Annotated in this window: 20 protein-coding genes; all 20 read left to right on the top strand. The window is 71.6% G+C overall.

Annotation, left to right across the window (positions count from 1 at the left end):
• Positions 1-206 precede the first annotated feature (206 nt).
• The 20 genes from Sco07f_RS20030 to Sco07f_RS19935 all read left to right on the top strand — a co-directional run bounded on the left by Sco07f_RS20030 (position 207) and on the right by Sco07f_RS19935 (position 21,432).
• On the top strand, positions 207-2,024 hold the full coding sequence (locus Sco07f_RS20030; RefSeq protein ID WP_087788707.1) for a DUF5941 domain-containing protein: 1,818 nt from the start codon (positions 207-209) through the stop codon (positions 2,022-2,024).
• On the top strand, positions 2,021-2,773 hold the full coding sequence (locus tag Sco07f_RS20025; RefSeq protein WP_007389102.1) for a phosphocholine cytidylyltransferase family protein: 753 nt from the start codon (positions 2,021-2,023) through the stop codon (positions 2,771-2,773). Before Sco07f_RS20030 ends, Sco07f_RS20025 begins: the two co-directional genes overlap by 4 nt.
• Positions 2,761-3,822 (top strand): iron-containing alcohol dehydrogenase family protein, encoded by a 1,062-nt coding sequence (locus Sco07f_RS20020; RefSeq protein WP_007389103.1) that lies wholly within the window; start codon positions 2,761-2,763, stop codon positions 3,820-3,822. The genes Sco07f_RS20025 and Sco07f_RS20020 overlap by 13 nt, the downstream gene beginning before the upstream one ends.
• Positions 3,800-4,579 carry a CDP-alcohol phosphatidyltransferase family protein gene (locus tag Sco07f_RS20015; protein WP_164381555.1) on the top strand — a complete coding sequence of 260 codons (780 nt, stop codon included), beginning with the start codon at positions 3,800-3,802 and terminating at the stop codon, positions 4,577-4,579. The genes Sco07f_RS20020 and Sco07f_RS20015 overlap by 23 nt, the downstream gene beginning before the upstream one ends.
• 8 nt (positions 4,580-4,587) lie before the next feature.
• On the top strand, positions 4,588-5,460 hold the full coding sequence (locus Sco07f_RS20010; RefSeq protein ID WP_007389105.1) for a glycosyltransferase family 2 protein: 873 nt from the start codon (positions 4,588-4,590) through the stop codon (positions 5,458-5,460).
• Positions 5,461-5,565: 105 nt separating this feature from the next.
• Positions 5,566-6,495 carry an ABC transporter permease gene (locus tag Sco07f_RS20005; protein WP_087788705.1) on the top strand — a complete coding sequence of 310 codons (930 nt, stop codon included), beginning with the start codon at positions 5,566-5,568 and terminating at the stop codon, positions 6,493-6,495.
• Positions 6,488-7,273 (top strand): ABC transporter ATP-binding protein, encoded by a 786-nt coding sequence (locus Sco07f_RS20000; protein ID WP_007389107.1) that lies wholly within the window; start codon positions 6,488-6,490, stop codon positions 7,271-7,273. Before Sco07f_RS20005 ends, Sco07f_RS20000 begins: the two co-directional genes overlap by 8 nt.
• A 358-nt stretch (positions 7,274-7,631) precedes the next feature.
• Positions 7,632-8,534 (top strand): squalene synthase HpnC, encoded by a 903-nt coding sequence (gene hpnC, locus Sco07f_RS19995; RefSeq protein WP_042822672.1) that lies wholly within the window; start codon positions 7,632-7,634, stop codon positions 8,532-8,534.
• Entirely contained in the window at positions 8,531-9,481 is a 951-nt protein-coding gene (gene hpnD / locus Sco07f_RS19990) for a presqualene diphosphate synthase HpnD (protein WP_439959693.1), read from the top strand. The genes hpnC and hpnD overlap by 4 nt, the downstream gene beginning before the upstream one ends.
• Positions 9,481-9,639, top strand: coding sequence for a DUF6380 family protein (locus tag Sco07f_RS40630; protein ID WP_007389108.1), 159 nt, complete (start codon positions 9,481-9,483; stop codon positions 9,637-9,639). Before hpnD ends, Sco07f_RS40630 begins: the two co-directional genes overlap by 1 nt.
• Positions 9,636-11,072, top strand: a complete 1,437-nt coding sequence (gene hpnE / locus Sco07f_RS19980) for a hydroxysqualene dehydroxylase HpnE (protein WP_108988648.1) — start codon at positions 9,636-9,638, stop codon at positions 11,070-11,072. Before Sco07f_RS40630 ends, hpnE begins: the two co-directional genes overlap by 4 nt.
• 68 nt (positions 11,073-11,140) lie before the next feature.
• Entirely contained in the window at positions 11,141-12,205 is a 1,065-nt protein-coding gene (locus tag Sco07f_RS19975; RefSeq protein ID WP_164138917.1) for a polyprenyl synthetase family protein, read from the top strand.
• A gap of 121 nt (positions 12,206-12,326) precedes the next feature.
• The gene (shc, locus tag Sco07f_RS19970) at positions 12,327-14,381 is read left to right on the top strand and encodes a squalene--hopene cyclase (protein ID WP_108988647.1); all 2,055 of its coding nucleotides are present in this window, start codon (positions 12,327-12,329) and stop codon (positions 14,379-14,381) included.
• Positions 14,381-15,022: a phosphorylase family protein gene (locus Sco07f_RS19965; protein WP_108988646.1), complete on the top strand. Its 642-nt coding sequence runs from the start codon at positions 14,381-14,383 to the stop codon at positions 15,020-15,022. Before shc ends, Sco07f_RS19965 begins: the two co-directional genes overlap by 1 nt.
• A 6-nt stretch (positions 15,023-15,028) precedes the next feature.
• Positions 15,029-16,051: an adenosyl-hopene transferase HpnH gene (gene hpnH / locus Sco07f_RS19960; RefSeq protein WP_007389113.1), complete on the top strand. Its 1,023-nt coding sequence runs from the start codon at positions 15,029-15,031 to the stop codon at positions 16,049-16,051.
• 4 nt (positions 16,052-16,055) lie between these two features.
• Positions 16,056-17,210: a flavodoxin-dependent (E)-4-hydroxy-3-methylbut-2-enyl-diphosphate synthase gene (ispG, locus tag Sco07f_RS19955; RefSeq protein WP_108988645.1), complete on the top strand. Its 1,155-nt coding sequence runs from the start codon at positions 16,056-16,058 to the stop codon at positions 17,208-17,210.
• Between the two features lie 25 nt (positions 17,211-17,235).
• Complete coding sequence (gene dxs / locus Sco07f_RS19950; protein ID WP_108988644.1) at positions 17,236-19,188, top strand: 1-deoxy-D-xylulose-5-phosphate synthase; 1,953 nt, start codon at positions 17,236-17,238, stop codon at positions 19,186-19,188.
• Positions 19,189-20,574: an aspartate aminotransferase family protein gene (locus Sco07f_RS19945; protein ID WP_007389116.1), complete on the top strand. Its 1,386-nt coding sequence runs from the start codon at positions 19,189-19,191 to the stop codon at positions 20,572-20,574.
• A 127-nt stretch (positions 20,575-20,701) separates the two neighbouring features.
• Positions 20,702-21,316, top strand: a complete 615-nt coding sequence (locus tag Sco07f_RS19940; RefSeq protein WP_007389117.1) for a helix-turn-helix domain-containing protein — start codon at positions 20,702-20,704, stop codon at positions 21,314-21,316.
• Entirely contained in the window at positions 21,313-21,432 is a 120-nt protein-coding gene (locus Sco07f_RS19935; RefSeq protein ID WP_007389118.1) for a DUF6126 family protein, read from the top strand. Before Sco07f_RS19940 ends, Sco07f_RS19935 begins: the two co-directional genes overlap by 4 nt.
• Positions 21,433-21,440: the final 8 nt, after the last annotated feature.

Genomic DNA, 21,440 nt, shown 5'->3' with positions numbered 1-21,440 from the left:
GGTTTGTGGGACGGGGCCCGGATCCACAATGATGATCGCGGCGAAGGTGGGTGCAAGCGGCGTCGACCGACCGTGAAACGGGCGGTGAACACGGCGTTCCCGGCATCCGATAACCTCTGCCGACATGCCGCCCGGGCGCCCCGGGCACGGGCGTTCCACCATGCACAGGCCGGCGCCGAGGCGCCGGCACCAGGGAGTGAGTTCGGTTGCCGACCGCCATCCTCACCGGTCAGCCGGTCCCCGGTTCGTCGATCGAGAGCGAGCTGCGGTCCCTGGGCTTCGACGTGCACCTCGCCCTCGGCGCCGCCGACACCGAGACCCTGCTGGCCCGGGTCCCGGGCGAGGAGCGGGTCGCCGTGGTCGACGCCCGCTTCGTGGGCCACCCGCACGCCCTGCGCCTCGGCCTCACCGACCCCCGCTTCCCGCTCGCCGCGATCCCGGGCGCCGTGACCGCCCAGCCGGCCGCCCGCCAGGCGCTGACCCGCGCGATGGCCCGCGAGAACTCGGCGGGCGGCGGCACCGCGCTCGCCGTCGACAGCCTCGCCGACCGGATCACCGCCGCTCTCGACGCCGACGGCGCCGACGTGCACCGCCCCGAGCTGGGCAGCCTCGTCGCCGCCGTCCCCGCCGACCCGCAGGCCCGCAACGAGGCACGCCAGGCCGTCGCCGCCGTCGACGACGAGGCCGTACGCCTGAAGTCGGCGGTCAAGGCCCGCGACGGCTTCGTCACCACCTTCTTCATCAGCCCCTACTCCCGCTACATCGCCCGCTGGTGCGCGCGCCGCGGCCTGACCCCCAACCAGGTCACCACCGCCTCGCTGATCACCGCGCTCATAGCGGCCGGCTGCGCGGCCACCGGCACCCGCGGCGGCTTCGTCGCCGCCGGCGTGCTCCTCATCGCCTCCTTCGTCCTCGACTGCACCGACGGGCAGCTCGCCCGCTACTCCTTGCAGTACTCCACGCTCGGCGCCTGGCTCGACGCCACCTTCGACCGCGCCAAGGAGTACGCCTACTACGCGGGCCTCGCCCTCGGCGCCGCCCGCGGCGGCGACGACGTATGGGCCCTGGCCCTCGGCGCGATGGTCCTCCAGACCTGCCGGCACGTCGTCGACTTCTCCTTCAACGAGGCCAACCACGACGCCTCGGCCAACACCAGCCCCACCGCCGCCCTCTCCGACAAGCTCGACAGCGTCGGCTGGACGGTCTGGGTACGCCGCATGATCGTGCTGCCGATCGGTGAACGCTGGGCGATGATCGCCGTCCTGACCGCGCTCACCACGCCCCGGATCACCTTCTACGCGCTGCTGATCGGCTGCGCGTTCTCCGCGACCTACACCACCGCCGGCCGCGTCCTGCGCTCGCTGACCCGCAGGGCCACCCGCACCGACCGGGCCGCCAAGGCGCTGGCCGACCTCGCCGACTCCGGCCCGCTCGCCGAGGCCGTCGCCAAGGGCCTGCGGTCCACCGCCCGCCGGCTGCCCGGCTTCACCGCCCCCGCCGTCGCCCTCCTCGGCGGCGCCGCCGTCGTCGCGACGGCCGCGCTCACTGGTTTCGGCGGCCCCTGGCCGCTCGTCGCCGCACTTGTATACGTTCTGACTTCGGCCCTCGCCGTCGCCCGCCCCCTCAAGGGTGCCCTCGACTGGCTGGTCCCGCCGTTCTTCCGGGCCGCCGAATACCTCACCGTCCTCGTACTGGCCGCGAAGGCCGACGTGAACGGGGCCCTTCCGGCGGCTTTCGGGCTGGTGGCCGCGGTCGCCTACCATCACTACGACACGGTCTACCGCATCCGCGGCGACGCGGGCGCGCCGCCGCAGTGGCTGGTGCGGACGATCGGCGGGCACGAGGGCCGCACGCTGGTGATCTGCGTGCTGGCCGTGCTGCTCACCGCCACACAGTTCAAGCTCGCGCTCACGGTCCTCGCCGTGGCCGTGGCACTCGTGGTGCTCGTCGAGAGCATCCGCTTCTGGGTCGCCGCCCACAAGGTCGGCGCACCCGCCGTACACGACGAAGGAGAACCCGCATGATCGGCCTCGTGCTGGCGGCCGGCGCCGGACGCCGTCTGCGCCCCTACACCGACATCCTGCCCAAGGCACTGGTCCCGGTCGGCCCCGAGGGCGCGGAGGACAGCATCACGGTCCTGGACCTGACCCTGGCGAACTTCGCCGAGGTCGGCCTGACCGAGGTCGGGATCATCGTCGGCTACCGCAAGGAGGCCGTGTACGACCGCAAGGAGGCGCTGGAGCAGAAGTACGGCGTCAAGCTCACCCTGATCGACAACGACAAGGCCGAGGAGTGGAACAACGCCTACTCCCTGTGGTGCGGCCGTGACGCCCTCAAGGACGGCGTGATCCTCGCCAACGGCGACACCGTGCACCCGGTCTCCGTCGAGAAGACCCTGCTCGCCGCCCGCGGCGACGGCAAGAAGATCATCCTCGCCCTCGACACGGTGAAGAACCTCGCCGACGAGGAGATGAAGGTCGTCGTCGACCCCGAGAAGGGCGTCCAGCGCATCACCAAGCTGATGGACCCGGCCGAGGCGACCGGCGAGTACATCGGCGTCACCCTCATCGAGGGCGAGGCCGCCGCCGACCTGGCCGACGCGCTGAAGGCCACCTTCGAGCGCGACCCGCAGCTGTACTACGAGGACGGCTACCAGGAGCTCGTCAACCGCGGTTTCAAGGTCGACGTGGCGCCGATCGGCGACGTCAAGTGGGTCGAGATCGACAACCACGACGACCTCGCCAAGGGCAGGGAGATCGCGTGCCTGTACTGACGAGGCTCATCCCGTCGCCGGTCGTCGTGGACATCCGCGCGGGTGCCCTCGACGACCTGGGATGCGTACTCGCCGACGAGCGCATCTCCCACTCGGGCAAGCTCGCCGTCGCCGTCAGCGGCGGCTCCGGTGCCCGGCTGCGTGAGCGCGTCGCCCCGTCGCTGCCCGGCGCCGACTGGTTCGAGGTCGGCGGCGGCACCCTGGACGACGCGATCAAGCTGGCCGGCGCCATGAAGGGCGGCCACTACGACGCGGTCGTCGGCCTCGGCGGCGGCAAGATCATCGACTGCGCCAAGTTCGCGGCGGCGCGCATCGGCCTCCCGCTGGTCGCGGTGCCGACCAACCTCGCGCACGACGGTCTGTGCTCCCCGGTCGCCACCCTCGACAACGACGCGGGCCGCGGCTCCTACGGCGTGCCGAACCCGATCGCCGTCGTCATCGACCTGGACGTCGTCCGCGCCGCCCCGGCCCGCTTCGTGCGCGCCGGCATCGGCGACGCCGTCTCCAACGTCTCGGCGATCGCGGACTGGGAGCTGGCCAACCGGGTCAAGGGCGAGCGGATCGACGGCCTGGCCGCCGCGATGGCCCGCCAGGCCGGCGAGGCCGTGCTGCGGCACCCCGGCGGCATCGGCGACAACGACTTCCTCCAGGTGCTGGCCGAGGCACTGGTCCTCACCGGCATCGCCATGTCGGTCTCCGGCGACTCGCGGCCCGCCTCCGGCGCCTGCCACGAGATCAACCACGCCTTCGACCTGCTCTTCCCCACCCGCGCGGCCTCCCACGGCGAGCAGTGCGGCCTGGGCGCGGCCTTCGCGATGTACCTGCGCGGGGCCCACGAGGAGTCCGCCCACATGGCCGAGGTCCTGCGCCGGCACGGGCTGCCGGTGCTGCCGGAGGAGATCGGGTTCACGCCCGAGGAGTTCTTCCGGGCCGTGGAGTTCGCCCCCCAGACGCGGCCCGGCCGCTACACGATCCTCGAGCACCTCGACCTCAAAACCGACCAGATCAAGGACCTGTACGCCGACTATGTCAAGGCCATCGGTAGCTGAACTACGTCCGGTCGTCCACCCCGCGGGGGTGAAGGACCGGCGCAGCGGCGAGCACTGGGCGGGACGCCTCTACATGCGCGAGGTCTCGCTGCGGATCGACCGCTACCTGGTGAACACCAGGGTCACGCCCAACCAGCTCACGTACCTGATGACCGTCTGCGGCGTGCTGGCGGCGCCGGCGCTGCTCGTGCCGGGCGTCTGGGGCGCCGTGCTCGGCGTCGTCGCGGTCCAGCTGTACCTGCTGCTCGACTGCGTCGACGGCGAGATCGCCCGCTGGCGCAAGCAGTACTCGCTCGGCGGGGTCTACCTGGACCGGGTCGGCGCCTACCTGACCGACGCCGCCGTCCTGGTCGGCCTCGGCCTGCGCGCCGCCGACATCTGGGGCACCGGACGCATCGACTGGCTGTGGGCCTTCCTCGGCACCCTGGCCGCCCTCGGCGCCATCCTGATCAAGGCCGAGACCGACCTGGTGGGCGTCGCCCGGCACCAGAACGGGATGCCCCCGGTCAAGGAGGCAGCCTCCGAGATCCGCTCCTCCGGCATGGCGCTGGCCCGCCGGGCCGCCGGGGCGCTCAAGTTCCACCGGCTGATCCTCGGCATCGAGGCCTCGCTGCTGATCCTGGTCCTCGCGATCGTCGACCAGGCCCGCGGCGACCTCTTCTTCACCCGCCTCGGCACCGCCGTACTCGCCGGCATCGCGCTGCTCCAGACCCTGCTGCACCTGGTGTCCATCCTCGCCTCCAGCAGGCTGAAGTGAGCGCGCCCATGAAGGTCGGCGCCGTCGTCATCACGATGGGCAACCGCCCCGAGGAACTGCGCGCCCTGCTCGACTCGGTGGCGAAGCAGGACGGCGACCGGGTCGAGGTCGTCGTGGTCGGCAACGGTGCCCCCGTCCCCGAGGTGCCGGACGGTGTGCGCACCGTCGAGCTGCCCGAGAACCTGGGCATCCCCGGCGGACGCAACGTCGGCATCGAGGCGTTCGGACCCGGCGGCAGCGACGTCGACGTCCTGCTCTTCCTCGACGACGACGGCCTGCTCGCGCGCACCGACACCGCCGAGCTGTGCCGCGAGGCCTTCGCGGCCGACGACGAGCTGGGCATCATCAGCTTCCGCATCGCCGACCCGGACACCGGCGAGACCCAGCGCCGGCACGTCCCGCGGCTGCGCGCCTCCGACCCGATGCGCTCCTCCCGGGTCACCACCTTCCTCGGCGGCGCCAACGCGGTGCGCACCCGCGTCCTCACCCAGGTCGGCGGGCTGCCGGACGCGTTCTTCTACGCCCACGAGGAGACCGACCTGGCCTGGCGGGCCCTCGACGCGGGCTGGATGATCGACTACCGGTCCGACATGGTGCTCAACCACCCCACGACCGCGCCGTCCCGGCATGCCGTCTACCACCGCATGGTCGCCCGCAACCGCGTCTGGCTCGCCCGCCGGAACCTCCCCGCGCTGCTGGTTCCGGTCTACCTCGGGGTCTGGATGGCGCTCACCCTGCTGCGCCGCCCGTCGCGACCTGCCCTGAAGGCATGGTTCGGCGGCTTCCGCGAGGGCTGGGCCACCCCGTGCGGTCCACGCCGGCCCATGCGGTGGCGTACGGTGTGGCGGCTGACCCGGCTGGGCCGTCCCCCGGTGATCTGACAAGCTCGTACCGAGAGCGTTCCGGCCCTCCGGCCGGAGGGCCACCAGGTCCAGTCCATGCCAGGCCCGCGCGGCCGAGCGTTTCGAAGACGAAAGTATCCACCAGTGAGTGAGACAACGCACGACGGCACGGTCGCCATGACCAAGCCCGTGTCGCCCGACGAGGGCCTCACACCGGCCCGGCTCGCCGCCAAGTACGGGCTGTCCGTGAGCGGTGCCAGACCTTCCCTCGTGGAGTACGTCCGTCAGCTCTGGGGACGGCGGCACTTCATCCTGGCCTTCTCCCAGGCGAAGCTGACCGCCCAGTACAGCCAGGCCAAGCTCGGCCAGCTGTGGCAGGTGGCCACCCCGCTGCTGAACGCGTTCGTCTACTTCGCGATCTTCGGTCTGATCCTCAACGCCGGCCGCGGCATGCCCAAGGACGTGTACATCCCGTTCCTGGTGACGGGTGTGTTCGTCTTCACCTTCACCCAGTCCTCCGCGATGGCGGGCGTGCGCGCCATCTCCGGCAACCTCGGACTGGTGCGGGCACTGCACTTCCCGCGCGCCTCGCTGCCCATCTCGTTCGCGCTCCAGCAGCTCCAGCAGCTGCTGGCCTCGATGATCGTCATGTTCGCGGTGGTCATCGGCTTCGGCAGCTACCCCAAGCTGTCCTGGCTGCTGGTCCTCCCGGCGCTCGTCCTGCAGTTCCTGTTCAACATGGGCCTGGCGCTCATCGTGGCCCGCATGGGGGCCAAGACGCCGGACCTGGCCCAGCTGATGCCGTTCATCATGCGGACCTGGATGTACGCGTCGGGCGTCATGTTCTCCATCCCGATCATGCTGGAGGACAAGCCGGCCTGGCTCGCCGACGTGCTCCAGTGGAACCCGGCCGCCGTCTACATGGACCTGATCCGCTTCGCGCTGATCGACGGATACGGCTCCGACAACCTGCCGCCGCACGTGTGGGCGGTCGGGCTCGGCTGGGCCGTGGTCCTCGCCGCGGGCGGCTTCGTGTACTTCTGGAAGGCGGAGGAGAGGTACGGCCGTGGCTGAGCAGCAGCAGGACCAGCGGGTGCCGACGGTCATCGCGGACGAGCTCCACATCGTCTACCGCGTCAACGGCGCCAAGACCGGGAAGGGCAGTGCCACCGCCGCCCTGAGCCGGATCGTGAAGCGGGGCTCCGGCGACGCGCGGGGTGTGCGCAAGGTGCACGCCGTGCGCGGCGTCTCCTTCACCGCCTACCGGGGCGAGGCCATCGGCCTGATCGGCTCCAACGGCTCCGGCAAGTCGACGCTGCTGCGGGCCATCGCCGGCCTGCTGCCCGCCGAGCGCGGCAAGGTCTACACCGACGGCCAGCCCTCCCTGCTCGGTGTGAACGCCGCCCTGATGAACGACCTGACCGGCGAGCGGAACGTCATCCTCGGCGGCCTGGCCATGGGCATGACCCGCGAGCAGATCAAGGAGCGCTACCAGGACATCGTCGACTTCTCCGGCATCAACGAGAAGGGCGACTTCATCACCCTGCCGATGCGCACCTACTCCTCCGGCATGGCCGCCCGGCTGCGCTTCTCCATCGCCGCCGCCAAGGACCACGACGTCCTGATGATCGACGAGGCGCTGGCCACCGGCGACCGCAAGTTCCAGACCCGCTCCGAGGAACGCATCCGGGAGCTGAAGAAGAAGGCCGGCACCATCTTCCTGGTCAGCCACAACAACAAGTCCATCCGCGACACCTGCAACCGGGTCCTGTGGCTGGAGCGCGGCGAGCTGCGCATGGACGGCCCGACCGACGAGGTGCTCAAGGAGTACGAGAAGTTCACGGGCAAGTAGCCCGACACGCCGGGCCCCGCCGGAACTGTTCCGGCGGGGCTCCGCGTCTGCAAAGGAAGCGTCAACTCCTGGCGTTCGCAGGAATCTTGAAGCGGATGGGTGTGTTGTTGTGATGCGTCGTGCACCCCGACGGACGCCCGTGAGTTGTACAACGTAAGCTGTACCGGTCCCGAAACGCGGCACATGGGGCGATAATGCCCGACACCCTCAGGCGGGCCTGCCGCGCGGGTGGCAGGGCGGCGTGTCCGAAATAGTGTGTATTGGGTCGGCAGTGTAGAACGGGAGATGTGACGGCAATGGCTACGGAAACTCCCCGGCTCCCCGAGGTGTGCGCCGTCCCCGCCCAGGGCAGCCCGCGATGACGGCCACCGAGACGGCGCACGCCGTCGACCCGGAGCGCGGCACCCTCGCCAAGGCCGCCGACGAGAACTTCCCCGTCGCCCCCTTCTTCCTGCCGCGCGCCTGGCGCACCGACCTCATGGCCGTGTACGGCTTCGCCCGCCTCGTCGACGACATCGGCGACGGCGACCTCGCCCCCGGCGGCGCCGACGCCCGCCTCCTCGGCGTGCCCGAGGACCGCGCCGACGACCGGCTGCTGATGCTGGACGCCTTCGAGGAGGACCTGCGCAGGGTCTTCGACGACACCCCGCGCCACCCGCTGCTGCGCCGCCTGGTGCCCACCGTGCGTCGCCGCGCGCTGACCCCCGGGCCCTTCCTCGGCCTGATCGCCGCCAACCGCCAGGACCAGCTGGTCGCACGCTACGAGACGTACGACGACCTCCTCGCCTACTGCGAGCTGTCCGCCAACCCGGTCGGCCGGCTCGTCCTCGCCGTCACCGGCACCTCCACCCCCGAACGGATCCGCCGCTCCGACGAGATCTGCACCGCCCTGCAGATCGTCGAGCACCTCCAGGACGTCGCCGAGGACCTCGGCCGGGACCGCGTCTACCTGCCCGCCGAGGACATGAAACGTTTCCACGTCCAGGAGAGCGACCTGGCCGCACCCACCGCGAACGCGTCCGTGCGCGCACTGATCGCCTACGAGGCGGCCCGCGCCCGCGACCTGCTGAATGAAGGAGCCCCCCTGGTGGGTAGCGTCCACGGCAGGCTGCGGCTCCTGCTCGCCGGATTCGTGGCGGGCGGAAGGGCGGCGCTCGACGCGATCGCCGCCGCGGATCACGACGTACTTCCCGGCCCGCCCAGGTCAGGCAAGGTCCACTTGCTGCGCGAGGCGGGCGTGGTCCTGCGAGGAGAGGGGTGATCGGGTCCGTGGAGTCGTCAGCGAACATGCCGGCACCGGTGCTCGCCGCCTACAGCTACTGCGAGGCCGTCACCGGTCAGCAGGCACGCAACTTCGCCTACGGCATCCGGCTGCTGCCCACGCCCAAGCGGCGGGCGATGTCCGCGCTGTACGCGTTCTCGCGCCGCGTCGACGACATCGGCGACGGAGCGCTGCCGGACGAGGTCAAGGCGGCCCGGCTGGAGGAGACCCGGGCCGTGCTCGCCAGGATCCAGGAGGGCGGGGTCGACGAGGACGACACCGACCCGGTCGCCGTCGCCCTCGCCCACGCCGCCCGGCGGTTCCCGATCCCGCTCGGCGGCCTCGACGAGCTGATCGACGGCGTCCAGATGGACCTGCGCGGCGAGACCTACGAGACCTGGGACGACCTGAAGGTCTACTGCCGTTGCGTGGCGGGCGCCATCGGACGTCTCTCGCTCGGTGTGTTCGGCACCGAACCGGGGGCGCGCGGCGCCGAGCGCGCGCCCGAGTACGCCGACACGCTCGGGCTCGCGCTCCAGCTCACCAACATCCTGCGCGACGTCCGGGAGGACGCCGAGGGCGGGCGCACCTACCTGCCCGCCGACGACCTCGCCAAGTTCGGCTGCGCCGCCGGGTTCAACGGGCCGACACCGCCCGAGGGCTCCGACTTCACGGGCCTCGTGCACTTCGAGGTGCGCCGGGCCCGCGCCCTCTTCGCCGAGGGCTACCGGCTACTGCCCATGCTGGACCGGCGCAGCGGCGCCTGCGTGGCCGCCATGGCCGGCATCTACCGACGCCTCCTCGACCGGATCGAGCGCGACCCCGAGGCCGTGCTGCGCGGCCGGGTCTCCCTGCCCGGACACGAGAAGGCGTACGTCGCCGTGCGCGGCCTGTCCGGCCTCGACGCCCGGCACGTCACCCGGCGGGCCGTCAGGAGGCGCGCCTGATGGACACACCGGGCACACTCGACACCCAGGACCCGTACGGAACCACCGGCGCACAGCAGCGGGCAACCCTCCGGTGGCGGTCGGCGTCCCTGACTGAGACGGTCAGCCGTACGCCGTTCAAACACCGCGGCGGCCGGACAGGGAAGGGCGCACCATGACGCAGGGCAAGGGCACGCGCGAGGGCGGAGTGCTCGCGGACGTCTCGTCCCTCGGCCCCGGCGGGCATGCCGTCGTGGTCGGCGGCGGACTCGCGGGGGTCACCACCGCGCTGGCACTGGCGGACGCCGGCGCGCGCGTCACCCTGCTCGAAGGGCGCCCCCGGCTCGGCGGGCTCGCCTTCTCCTTCCAGCGCGGCGACCTCACCGTCGACAACGGCCAGCACGTGTACCTGCGCTGCTGCACCGCCTACCGGTGGTTCCTCGACCGGATCGGCGGGGCCGCGCTCGCACCCGTGCAGGAACGTCTCGACGTGCCCGTCGTCGACCTGGCCAGGTCCGAGGGCAACCGGCTCGGCAGACTGCGGCGCGACGCCCTGCCCGTGCCCCTGCACCTGGGGCGCAGCCTGGCGACCTACCCGCACCTCTCCCTCGCCGAACGCGCCTCGGTGGGCCGTGCCGCGCTCGCGCTCAAGGGACTCGACCTCGCCGACCCGGCCCTGGACACCCAGGACTTCGGCAGCTGGCTGACCGCGCACGGTCAGTCGGCGCGTGCCGTCGAGGCCCTGTGGGACCTGGTCGGGGTCGCCACCCTCAACGCGGTCGCGGGCGACGCCTCCCTGGGACTCGCCGCGATGGTGTTCAAGACCGGTCTGCTGTCCGACCCGGGAGCGGCCGACATCGGGTGGGCCCGTGTCCCGCTGGGCGAACTGCACGACCGGCTGGCCCGCAAGGCGCTCGACTCCGCGGGCGTCCGTACCGAGGTCCGTACACGCGTCACCTCCGTCTCCGTAAACGAGAACGGCGGCTGGAGCGTTCAGGTTCCCGGCGAGACGCTCGAAGCGGACGCCGTCGTCCTCGCCGTACCCCAGCGCGAGGCCCACGACCTGCTGCCGGACGGTGCGCTCGACGCCCCGGAAAATCTCCTGGAGATCGGCACCGCGCCGATCCTCAACCTCCACGTGGTCTACGACCGCAAGGTGCTCGCCACGCCGTTCCTCACGGCCCTCGGCACCCCGCTGCAATGGGTGTTCGACCGCACCGAGGCCTCCGGACTGAAAGAGGGTCAGTACCTGGCGGTGTCCCAGTCGACCGCGCAGAACGACATCGACGAGACCGTGGCCGCGCTGCGCGAGCGGTACCTGCCCGAACTGGAGCGGCTGCTGCCGCGCGCCCGGGGTGCCGAGGTGAAGGACTTCTTCGTGACCAGGGAGCGCACCGCGACGTTCGCCCCCGCCCCCGGCGTCGGGCGCCTCAGGCCCGGCGCCCGCACCAAGGCACCCGGCCTCTACCTGGCCGGAGCGTGGACCGCCACCGGGTGGCCCGCGACCATGGAGAGTGCGGTTCGCAGCGGTGTCGGGGCGGCCGCCGCCGCGCTCGGCACCCTGGGCCGGTCCCGCGGCCTCCTTCCCGATTTCTTCGAGGAGGCGGCGTGAAAGCCGATCCGCGCGGGACCGACTTCCGCACTCCCGGCACCGCAACTGGAGGAAAGACTGTGCCCACTGTGCCCCCGGCCCCGACGGCCGATCGAAGGACCACGGTGGACGTGACCGCGCTTCTGGAGCGCGGCCGGACCCTTGCCACGCCGGTCCTGCGGGCGGCGGTCGACCGCCTGGCCCCTCCCATGGACACCGTCGCCGCCTACCACTTCGGCTGGATCGACGCCCAGGGCAACCCCGCGGACGGCGACGGCGGCAAGGCCGTGCGCCCCGCGCTGGCCGTGCTCTCGGCCGAGGTCACCGGCGCCGCGCCCGAGGTCGGCGTACCCGGCGCGGTGGCCGTGGAACTGGTCCACAACTTCTCCCTCCTGCACGACGACCTGATGGACGGCGACGAGCAGCGCCGCCACCGCGACACCGTCTGGAAGGTGCACGGCCCCGCCCAGGCCATCCTGGTCGGCGACGCCCTGTTCGCCCTCGCCAACGAGGTGCTGCTCGAACTGGGCAGCGTCGAGGCCGGCCGCGCCACCCGCCGGCTGACCAAGGCCAGCCGCTCCCTGATCGACGGTCAGGCCCAGGACATCTCCTACGAGCACCGCGACCGCGTCAGCGTCGAGGAGTGCCTGGAGATGGAGGGCAACAAGACCGGCGCGCTGCTCGCCTGCGCCAGCTCCGTCGGCGCGGTCCTCGGCGGCGCCGACGAGCACACCGCCGACGTCCTCGAGAAGTACGGCTACCACCTGGGCCTCGCCTTCCAGGCCGTCGACGACCTGCTCGGCATCTGGGGCGACCCGGACGCCACCGGCAAGCAGACCTGGAGCGACCTGCGCCAGCGCAAGAAGTCGCTGCCGGTCGTGGCCGCCCTCGCGGCCGGCGGGTCCGCCTCCGAGCGGCTCGGCGAGATCCTCACCGCCGACGCCAAGGCCAGTGACTTCGCGAACTTCTCCGAGGAGGAGTTCGCGGCCCGCGCCGCCCTCATCGAGGAAGCGGGCGGGCGGGAGTGGACCGCCGACGAGGCGCGTCGCCAGCACACCATCGCCATCGAAGCCCTCGACGCCGTCGACATGCCCGACCGGGTGCGGGACCGGTTCACGGCACTCGCGGACTTCGTCGTCGTACGAAAGAGATGATCATTATCGGTCGAATAGCCCTCGCGTAGTCGCCGGCCGGTGTCGTGGAGACACGAGCACCGGCCGACGGCGGACCCACAGCAGACGCACCACCGTATGCACACTGCACGAAGGGGAAGCCATGACAGCGACGACCGACGGAAGCACCGGGGCCTCCCTGCGGCCCCTGGCAGCCTCGGCCAGCGATACCGCCACCGACACCGACATCACGATCCCCGCCGCGGCGGCCGGGGTACCCGAAGCCGCCGCCCGCGCCACCCGGCGCGCCACCGACTTCCTGCTCTCCAAGCAGGACGCCCAGGGCTGGTGGAAGGGCGACCTCGAGACCAACGTCACGATGGACGCCGAGGACCTGCTCCTGCGTCAGTTCCTCGGCATCCAGGACGAGGAGACCACGCGCGCCGCAGCGCTGTTCATCCGCGGCGAGCAGCGCGAGGACGGCACCTGGGCCACCTTCTACGGCGGCCCCGGCGAACTGTCCACGACCATCGAGGCCTACGTCGCCCTCCGCCTGGCCGGCGACTCGCCCGACGCGCCGCACATGGCGCGGGCCGCCGAGTGGATCAGGTCCCGCGGCGGCATCGCCTCCGCCCGGGTCTTCACCCGGATCTGGCTGGCCCTGTTCGGCTGGTGGAAGTGGGACGACCTGCCCGAACTCCCGCCGGAGCTCATCTACTTCCCGACCTGGGTCCCGCTCAACATCTACGACTTCGGCTGCTGGGCCCGGCAGACCATCGTGCCGCTCACCATCGTCTCCGCGAAGCGTCCGGTACGCCCGGCGCCCTTCCCGCTGGACGAACTGCACACCGACCCGGTCCGCCCCAACCCGCCGCGCCCCCTGGCACCGGCGGCCAGCTGGGACGGCGCCTTCCAGCGCATCGACAAGGCCCTGCACGCCTACCGCAAGGTCGCCCCGCGCCGGCTGCGGAAGGCCGCGATGAACAGCGCCGCCCGCTGGATCATCGAGCGGCAGGAGAACGACGGCTGCTGGGGCGGCATCCAGCCCCCCGCCGTCTACTCGGTCATCGCCCTCTACCTGCTCGGCTACGACCTCGAACACCCCGTGATGCGCGCGGGCCTGGAGTCGCTGGACCGTTTCGCCGTGTGGCGCGAGGACGGCGCCCGGATGATCGAGGCCTGCCAGTCCCCGGTGTGGGACACCTGCCTGGCCACCATCGCGCTGGCCGACGCGGGCGTCCCCGAGGACCACCCGCAGCTGGTGAAGGCCTCGGACTGGATGCTCGGCGAGCAGATCGTGCGTCCCGGCGACTGGTCGGTGAAGCGCCCCGGACTCCCGCCCGGCGGCTGGGCGTTCGAGTTCCACAACGACAACTATCCCGACATCGACGACACCGCCGAGGTGGTCCTCGCGCTGCGCCGGGTCAGGCACCACGACCCGGAGCGGGTGGAGAAGGCGATCGGCCGCGGGGTGCGCTGGAACCTCGGCATGCAGTCGAAGAACGGCGCCTGGGGCGCGTTCGACGTCGACAACACCAGCGCCTTCCCCAACCGGCTGCCGTTCTGCGACTTCGGCGAGGTCATCGACCCGCCGTCCGCCGACGTCACCGCGCACGTCGTCGAGATGCTCGCCGTCGAGGGCCTCGCCCACGACCCGCGCACCCGCCGCGGCATCCAGTGGCTGCTCGACGCCCAGGAGGCGGACGGCTCGTGGTTCGGACGCTGGGGCGTCAACTACGTCTACGGCACCGGTTCCGTGATCCCCGCGCTGACCGCGGCCGGACTGCCCACCTCGCACCCGGCCATCCGCCGGGCGGTGCGCTGGCTGGAGTCCGTCCAGAACGAGGACGGCGGCTGGGGCGAGGACCTGCGCTCCTACCGCTACGTCCGGGAGTGGAGCGGCCGGGGCGCCTCGACCGCCTCGCAGACCGGCTGGGCGCTGATGGCCCTGCTGGCGGCGGGGGAGCGGGACTCCAAGGCCGTGGAGCGCGGCGTCGAATGGCTCGCGGCCACCCAGCGGGAGGACGGCTCCTGGGACGAGCCCTACTTCACGGGCACCGGCTTCCCGTGGGACTTCTCCATCAACTACAACCTCTACCGCCAGGTCTTCCCGCTCACCGCGCTCGGCCGGTACGTCCACGGGGAGCCCTTCGCCAAGAAGTCCCGGGCGGCCGAGGCCCTCACCGAATCCGCTCCGGCCGAGGTGAAGGGCAGCTGATGACCCGGCAGACCGGCCCGTCCTCGCTGCTGATCGCCTGTGCGCTCGGCATCGAGCACCTCGCCCTGCGCACCGGCGACCGCGCCGGAGCAGGCGGGCCGGTCACCGTCCTGCGCACCGGCATGGGTCCCAAGGCGGCCGAACGCTCGGTGACCCGGGTCCTCGCCGACCCGGCGCTCGAGGGCGCCGCCGTGCTCGCCACGGGCTTCTGCGCCGGACTCTCGCCCGGCATGCACCCCGGCGACCTGGTCGTCGCCGAGGAGACCCGGGACCCCCGCTCCACCGTCCCCTGCGTCTCGACCGACCGGCTCGTCAAGGAACTCGCGCGAGCCGTCCCCGGGCGCACCGTCCACACCGGGCCGCTCACCGGCTCGGACCACGTCGTCCGCGGCCCCGAACGCGCCGACCTGCTCGCGACCGGCGCGATCGCCGTGGACATGGAGTCCGCGGCCACGCTCCTGAGCGCCGTCCGCACGGGCCCGCGCCCGGTTGCGGCCGTCCGGGTGGTCGTGGACGCTCCAGAACACGAACTCGTCCGGATCGGCACCGTGCGCGGTGGAATATCGGCTTTCCGCGTTCTCCGATCCGTTCTTCCCGCGTTTTTCGAATGGCACCGTTCTTTGTTGCTCCCCCGGAGGTGAGCCCAGATGGCCATGCCCCTGCGCCAGTCCATCAAGGTCGCTACATACCTGGCCGAACAGAAGATTCGCCGACGGGACAAGTTCCCGCTCATCGTGGAGCTGGAGCCGCTCTTCGCCTGCAACCTGGCGTGCGAGGGGTGCGGCAAGATCCAGCACCCCGCCGGTGTGCTCAAGCAGCGCATGCCGGTCGCGCAGGCCGTCGGGGCGGTGCTGGAATCGGGCGCGCCGATGGTCTCCATCGCCGGCGGCGAGCCCCTGATGCATCCGCAGATCGACGAGATCGTGCGGCAGTTGGTGGCCAAGCGGAAATACGTCTTCCTGTGCACCAACGCCATGCTCATGCGCAAGAAGATGGACAAGTTCAAGCCGTCGCCGTACTTCGCCTTCGCGGTGCACATCGACGGCCTGCGCGAGCGGCACGACGAGTCCGTGGCGAAGGAGGGCGTGTTCGACGAGGCCGTGGAGGCCATCAAGGAGGCCAAGCGGCGCGGCTTCCGGGTGACCACCAACTCGACCTTCTTCAACACCGACACCCCGCAGACCATCGTCGAGGTGCTCAACTTCCTCAACGACGACCTCAAGGTCGACGAGATGATGATCTCGCCCGCCTACGCCTACGAGAAGGCGCCCGACCAGGAGCACTTCCTGGGCGTGGAGCAGACCCGCGAGCTGTTCAAGAAGGCCTTCGCGGGCGGCAACCGGGCCCGCTGGCGGCTCAACCACTCCCCGCTGTTCCTCGACTTCCTCGAGGGCAAGGTCGACTTCCCGTGCACCGCCTGGGCGATCCCGAACTACTCCCTCTTCGGCTGGCAGCGCCCCTGCTACCTGATGAGCGACGGCTACGTCCCGACGTACCGGGAGCTGATCGAGGAGACCGACTGGGACAAGTACGGCCGCGGCAAGGACCCGCGCTGCGACAACTGCATGGCGCACTGCGGCTACGAGCCCACCGCCGTCCTGGCCACCATGGGCTCGCTCAAGGAGTCCCTGCGCGCCATGCGCGAGACCGTCTCCTCGAACCGGGAGTGACGCAATGACCGCCATCCCCTTGGGGCTCCCCGAGGTACCGGTCCGGCCGATCGCCGAGCGGCGCGTGTCGCGGCGGATCCAGGTCGGGCCGGTGGCGGTCGGGGGCGGGGCCCCGGTGTCGGTGCAGTCGATGACCACCACCCGTACGTCCGACATCGGGGCGACGCTCCAGCAGATCGCCGAGCTGACGGCGTCCGGCTGCCAGATCGTCCGGGTGGCCTGCCCGACCCAGGACGACGCCGACGCGCTGCCCGTCATCGCCAGGAAGTCGCAGATCCCGGTGATCGCGGACATCCACTTCCAGCCCAAGTACGTCTTCGCCGCGATCGAGGCCGGCTGCGCGGCGGTGCGCGTGAACCCGGGCAACATCAAGAAGTTCGACGACCAGGTCAGGGAGATCGCGAAGGCGGCCCGCGACCACGGCACGCCGATCCGTATCGGCGTGAACGCGGGATCGCTGGACCGGCGGCTGCTCCAGAAGTACGGCAGGGCGACCCCCGAGGCGCTGGCGGAGTCCGCGCTGTGGGAAGCCTCGCTGTTCGAGGAGCACGACTTCCGGGACATCAAGATCTCGGTCAAGCACAACGACCCGGTCGTGATGGTCGAGGCCTACCGCCAGCTCGCCGCCCAGTGCGACTACCCGCTGCACCTCGGCGTCACCGAGGCGGGCCCGGCCTTCCAGGGCACCATCAAGTCGGCGGTCGCCTTCGGCGCGCTGCTCTCCCAGGGCATCGGCGACACCATCCGGGTCTCCCTCTCCGCCCCGCCGGTCGAGGAGATCAAGGTCGGCATCCAGATCCTCCAGTCGCTGGGGCTCAGGGAACGCCGGCTGGAGATCGTGTCCTGCCCGTCCTGCGGCCGCGCCCAGGTCGACGTGTACAAGCTGGCCGAGGAGGTCACCGCCGGTCTGGAGGGCATGGAGGTGCCGCTGCGCGTCGCCGTCATGGGCTGCGTCGTCAACGGTCCCGGCGAGGCCAGGGAGGCCGACCTCGGGGTCGCCTCCGGCAACGGCAAGGGGCAGATCTTCGTCAAGGGCGAGGTCGTCAAGACCGTTCCCGAGTCGAAGATCGTGGAGACCCTCATCGAGGAGGCGATGAGGATCGCGGAGCAGATGGAGAAGGACGGCGCCTCGGGGGCGCCGGCCGTCACCGTGAGCTGAAACGCGGACCGAAGGGGGCCCGAGCGTGACGATTCTGGAGAACATCCGGGGACCACGCGACCTGAAGGCGCTGACCGAGGCGGAACTCGGTGAACTGTCCGACGAGATAAGTGACTTCCTGGTGCACGCGGTCGCCCGCACCGGCGGTCACCTCGGACCCAACCTCGGCGTGGTGGAGCTCACCGTCGCCCTGCACCGGGTCTTCGAGTCGCCGGACGACCGCATCCTGTGGGACACCGGCCACCAGAGCTATGTGCACAAACTCCTGACCGGCCGTCAGGACTTCTCCAAGCTGCGGAGCAAGGGCGGCCTGTCCGGCTACCCCTCGCGCGAGGAGTCCGAGCACGACGTCATCGAGAACAGCCACGCCTCCACCGTCCTCGGCTGGGCCGACGGCCTCGCCAAGGCCCGCCAGGTCCAGGGGGAGCGCAGCCATGTCGTCGCGGTCATCGGTGACGGCGCGCTCACCGGCGGCATGGCCTGGGAGGCGCTGAACAACATCGCGGCGGCCAGGGACCGGCCGCTGATCATCGTCGTCAACGACAACGAACGCTCGTACGCCCCGACCATCGGCGGCCTTGCCAACCACCTCGCGACCCTGCGCACCACCGACGGCTACGAGCGGGCCCTGGCCTGGGGCAAGGACGTGCTCCAGCGCACGCCCGTGGTCGGCAACACCGTGTACGAGGCCCTGCACGGCGCCAAGAAGGGCTTCAAGGACGCCTTCGCCCCGCAGGGGCTCTTCGAGGACCTCGGGCTCAAGTACCTCGGTCCGATCGACGGGCACGACATCCGCGCCGTCGAGTCGGCGCTGCGGCGCGCCAAACGCTTCCACGGCCCGGTGCTCGTGCACTGCCTCACCGAGAAGGGCCGCGGCTACGAACCCGCCCTGCGCGACGAGGAGGACCACTTCCACACCGTCGGCGTGATGGACCCCCTCACCTGCGAGCCCCTGAGCCCCGCGGGCGGCCCGTCCTGGACCTCCGTCTTCGGCGAGGAGATCGTCCGCATCGGCGAGGAGCGCGAGGACGTGGTGGCGGTCACCGCGGCCATGCTCCACCCGGTCGGCCTCGCCCCCTTCGCCGAACGGTTCCCGGACCGCGTCTGGGACGTCGGCATCGCCGAGCAGCACGCCGCCGTGTCCGCCGCCGGCCTCGCGACCGGCGGACTGCACCCGGTCGTCGCCGTCTACGCCACCTTCCTCAACCGCGCCTTCGACCAGCTCCTGATGGACGTGGCCCTGCACCGCTGCGGGGTCACCTTCGTCCTGGACCGGGCCGGCGTCACCGGTGTCGACGGGGCCTCGCACAACGGCATGTGGGACATGTCCGTCCTCCAGGTCGTCCCCGGGCTGCGCATCGCCGCGCCGCGCGACGCCGACCAGCTGCGCGCCCAGCTGCGCGAGGCGGTCGCGGTGGACGACGCGCCGACGCTGCTGCGCTTCCCGAAGGAGTCCGTCGGCCCCGCCGTGCCCGCCGTCGACCGGATCGGCGGCCTGGACGTCCTGCACGCCGCGGACCGGCCCGAGGTGCTGCTCGTGGCGGTGGGCGTGATGGCACCCGTCTGCCTCGGGGCCGCCGAACTCCTCGAGGCCCGCGGCATCGGCTGCACCGTCGTCGACCCGCGCTGGGTCAAACCCGTCGACCCGGCGCTCGCACCCCTCGCGGCGGGGCACCGGCTGGTGGCCGTCGTCGAGGACAACAGCCGCGCCGCCGGAGTCGGCTCCGCGGTGGCGCTGGCGCTCGGCGACGCCGAGGTCGACGTCCCCGTACGCCGCTTCGGCATCCCCGAGCAGTTCCTCGCGCACGCCAAGCGCGCCGAGGTGCTCGCGGACATCGGCCTCACCCCGGTCGACGTCGCCGGGCGGATCGCCGCGAGCCTGGCCCTCGCCGGACAGGTGGACGAGGGGGCCGGGGGATCCGCGGTGGAACAGTCCGGCGACGGACGGATCGTCATGCCAGCGCAAGGAGAGAACTGAATGACCAAGGAGTTCGACCTCACCGCGCTCTTGGCCGAGCGCGGGGCCGAGCGGTACGAGCTGCACGCCAAGCACCTCAACCACCAGCAGCCGCGCATGCTGCGCACCATCGGCTTCGACAAGGTCTACGAGCGGGCCGAGGGCGCGCACTTCTGGGACGCGGACGGCAACGACTACCTGGACATGCTCGCCGGGTTCGCGGTGATGGGCCTGGGCCGCCACCACCCGGTCGTCCGCAAGGCGCTGCACGACGTCCTCGACGCCTCGCTCGCCGACCTGACCCGCTTCGACTGCCCGCCGCTGCCCGGCCTGCTGGCGGAGAAGCTGCTCTCCTACAGCCCTCACCTGGACCGCGTCTTCTTCGGCAACAGCGGCACCGAGGCCGTCGAGACCGCCCTGAAGTTCGCCCGCTACGCCACCGGAAGACGGCGGATCCTGTACTGCTCGCACGCCTTCCACGGACTGACCACCGGCTCCCTCTCCGTCAACGGCGAGGACTCGTTCCGCAAGGGCTTCGCGCCGCTGCTGCCCGACACCGCCGTACCGCTCGGCGACCTGGACGCCCTGGCCCGCGAGCTGAAGAAGGGCGACGTGGCCGCGCTGATCGTGGAGCCGGTCCAGGGCAAGGGCGTGCACGAGGCCCCGCCCGGCTACCTGCGCGCCGCGCAGGAGCTGCTGCACCGGCACAAGGCGCTGCTGATCGCCGACGAGGTGCAGACGGGCCTCGGCCGTACCGGCAAGTTCTACGCCTACCAGCACGACGACGGGGTGGAGCCCGACCTGGTCTGCGTCGCCAAGGCGCTGTCCGGCGGGTACGTGCCGGTGGGGGCCACCCTGGGCAAGGACTGGATCTTCCAGAAGGTGTACTCCTCGATGGACCGTGTGCAGGTCCACTCGGCGAGTTTCGGGTCCAACGCGCAGGCCATGGCGGCCGGGCTCGCCGTGCTGTCGGTGATGGAGAACGAGGAGATCGTCGCGAACGCCGCCGCGGTGGGGGAGCGGCTGAAGTCCCGGCTGGCCGCGCTGGTGGACCGTTACGAACTGCTCGCCGACGTCCGGGGCCGCGGACTGATGATCGGCATCGAGTTCGGCCGGCCCGGTTCCCTGAAGCTGCGCAGCCGCTGGACGATGTTGCAGGCCGCGCGGAAGGGGCTGTTCGCGCAGATGGTGGTCGTGCCGCTGTTGCAGCGCCACCGGATCCTGACCCAGGTGTCCGGCGACCACCTGGAGGTGATCAAGCTGATCCCGCCGCTGATCATCGACACCGACGACGCCGACCGGTTCGTCGACGCCTTCACGGAGGTGATGGAGGACGCGCACAATGGGGGCGGCCTCATGTGGGACTTCGGGAAGACTCTGGTCAAGCAGGCGGTGGCCAACCGCTGAGCGAGCGAGGCCTTGGGGGCCTCCGCCTCTGAGGCCTTCGAGTGTGTTTGCCTCTGAGGCCCCGGGGTGCCTTTGCCTCTGAGGCAAGGAATTTGCCTGACGGGCAAGTCTCGGGCTGAATGGAGCCATGAGCTCCTCCGAGACCGGCCCCGCCGAGGGGACGGTCGCCGCCGTCGCGCCCCAGCTGCGCGAGCTGCGGCGGCGGGCCGCCCTCACGCTCGAGGCCGCGTCCCGCGCCGCGGGGCTGTCGCCCGCCCACCTCTCCCGTCTGGAGACCGGGCAGCGCCAGCCCTCACTGCCGATGCTGCTCGCGCTCGCCCGTGTCTACGGTACGACCGTCGCCGAGCTGCTGGGCGAGACGTCCGCCGACCGGGACGCCGTCGTGCGCGGCGCCGACATGGAACCCACCGCCGCGGGCGGCTGGACGTACTGGCAGGCGGGTGCGCCGGGCCGCGGCATGCAGGCCCTGCGCGTCCAGGTGCCGTACGGCTCCCAGGGCGACGTCGTGCGGGTGCACCCCGGCGAGGAGTGGCTGCACGTCCTCAGGGGCCGGTTGCGACTGCGCCTCGGGGACACCGAGCACCGGCTCACCGCGGGGGACAGCGCCCACTTCGACTCGATGACCCCGCACCGGATCGCGGCCCAGGACCCCGACGGGGTCGAGCTGCTCTTCGTCCACACCCTGCTGCAGAGCCCGACGGCCGCGCTGTGCCTCGGCCCGACCCCTGGAGAGACGCCATGAGTGCCATCGAGGACAAGTTCCCGCGCGCCCTGTGGGTGCGGCTGGTCATCTACATCGCCCTGGGGCACGTCTTCGGCGGCTTCCTCTACCTGCTGTTCGAGGTGGGCGCCAAGTAGCGCCGTCC

Origin of the sequence: Streptomyces coelicoflavus (assembly GCF_003112555.1) — a bacterium.
Taxonomy (GTDB): Bacteria; Actinomycetota; Actinomycetes; order Streptomycetales; family Streptomycetaceae; genus Streptomyces; species Streptomyces coelicoflavus.
The sequence above is the reverse complement of the archived record's forward strand: the minus strand, read 5'-3'. Positions and strand labels throughout refer to the sequence as shown.